The following is a 1,765-nucleotide window of genomic DNA, read 5'->3' as shown; positions in this document are numbered from 1 at the left end:
CGAGATATTCGGCGGCGACGAGGCGGCATTCGTGAAGGTGAATCCGATGGACCTGCTGGCGACCCGGAAGTTCCCGAACTCGGGCGGAGTGTTCGTGGTCGGAACAGATGACAACGAGTTCAAGCCCGGCCAGCAAAAGGTGTACGAAGCGGCCAAAGCGGCCGGAATGGACGCCAGATATCTCGAGCTTCCCGGTGGTCACAGCTTTTCGGTGTGGTCGGCCGGCGTCGAGCAGGAGCTGACGTGGATCTCGCAGCGAATGGGTCTGATCAGCTGAATCCTGTTCCGGTTTTGGAACGTGTTCTATATTCGGTGTGTGGCTGCCGTTCGGCAGTCTCTCGATCGTTCACCGACTGGAGTTCAGGCACATGTACGAGTGGTCCGACACCGACCTGATGTTCCGCGACGCCTTGCGGGGCTTTATCGACAAAGAGGTGCGACCTCACGTCGACGAGCTCGAAAGTGGTGCGCTGCCGCCGTTCGACATCATTCGCAAGCTGTACTCGACCTTCGGTCTGGCCGACATGGCACGCGAGGGCCTCGAGAAGTCGCTCGCGCGCGAGCGCGGCGATACTCCGTCCGGTGACGGTGAGAAGTCGAGCGCCTTCAGTGGCGCCGGCAGCATGGGCGTTGTGCTCAACAGCGAATTGGCCGGCGTCAGCCTCGGTCTTGTCGCGTCGTTGGGCGTCAGCCTCGGATTGGCCGCTGGAACTATCCGCAGCCGCGGCACACTCGCGCAGAAGGAACGCTGGCTCCCCGGCTTGGTGACATTCGAAACCGTCGGTGCATGGGCGATCACCGAACCGGACTCCGGCTCGGATGCCTTCGGCGGTATGAAGTCCTACGTACGCCGCGACGGTGACGACTACATCCTCAACGGCAACAAGACCTTCATCACCAACGGTCCGTACGCCGACGTGATGATCGTCTACGCAAAGCTCGACGAGGGGGACGCTTCGGTTGATCGTCGTGACCGCAAGGTGCTCGCCTTCATCCTCGACAAGGGCATGGAGGGGCTCACGCAGAGCCCGCCGTTCAAGAAGATGGGAATGAACTCCTCGCCCACCGGTGAGCTGTTCTTCGACAACGTCCGCATCACCAAGGATCGTCTGCTCGGCGAAACCGAGGACAGCGGAAAGTCCGACGGAAAGTCCAGCGCCAAGGAGAGCTTTGCCGCCGAACGCATCGGCATCGCATCGCTCTCGCTCGGCATCATCAACGAATGCCACCGTCTGAGCATCGAATACGCGAAGTCCCGCAAACTGTGGGGACGTGAGATCGGGCAGTTCCAGCTCATCCAGCTCAAGCTCGCCGAGATGGAGGTCGCTCGAATCAACGTGCAGAACATGGTCTTCAACGCGATCGAACGCACCGCGGCCGGAGACAAAGTGAGCCTGGCGGAGGCGTCGGCGATGAAGCTGTACTCGTCGCGCGCAGCGACCGAGGTCGCGATGGAAGCCGTGCAGCTGTTCGGTGGAAACGGCTACATGGCCGAGTACCGAGTGGAGCAGTTGGCGCGTGATGCCAAGTCGCTCATGATCTATGCGGGCAGCAACGAAATTCAGGTCACCCATATCGCCAAGGGCCTCCTGGGCTGACACCGGAACTTTTTCGCTGGTCGGTCGACCGCAGCAGGAACCGGATAGTCTTGCTGCGGTCGGCGACACCGCGCCGACGGATCGGAGTAAGCAGTGAACGCGCCAGATCCCACAAATGTTCATCCGATGGCCGGGCAACCACGAGTGGTGTTGCTGAAGCCGTTGAT

Annotated in this window: 1 protein-coding gene and 1 pseudogene; both read left to right on the top strand. The window is 61.2% G+C overall.

The window, feature by feature from the left end:
• A pseudogene (locus ABX74_RS26160) lies at positions 1-277 on the top strand (esterase); the annotation flags it as partial.
• 91 nt (positions 278-368) lie between these two features.
• Positions 369-1,598: an acyl-CoA dehydrogenase family protein gene (locus ABX74_RS26155; protein WP_020908942.1), complete on the top strand. Its 1,230-nt coding sequence runs from the start codon at positions 369-371 to the stop codon at positions 1,596-1,598.
• Positions 1,599-1,765 lie beyond the last annotated feature (167 nt).

It is taken from the genome of Rhodococcus sp. ARP2, from assembly GCF_001029585.1.
GTDB lineage: Bacteria > Actinomycetota > Actinomycetes > Mycobacteriales > Mycobacteriaceae > Rhodococcus_F > Rhodococcus_F erythropolis.
Note: the sequence above shows the minus strand (reverse complement) of the source record. Positions and strands in the feature narration are given on the sequence as shown.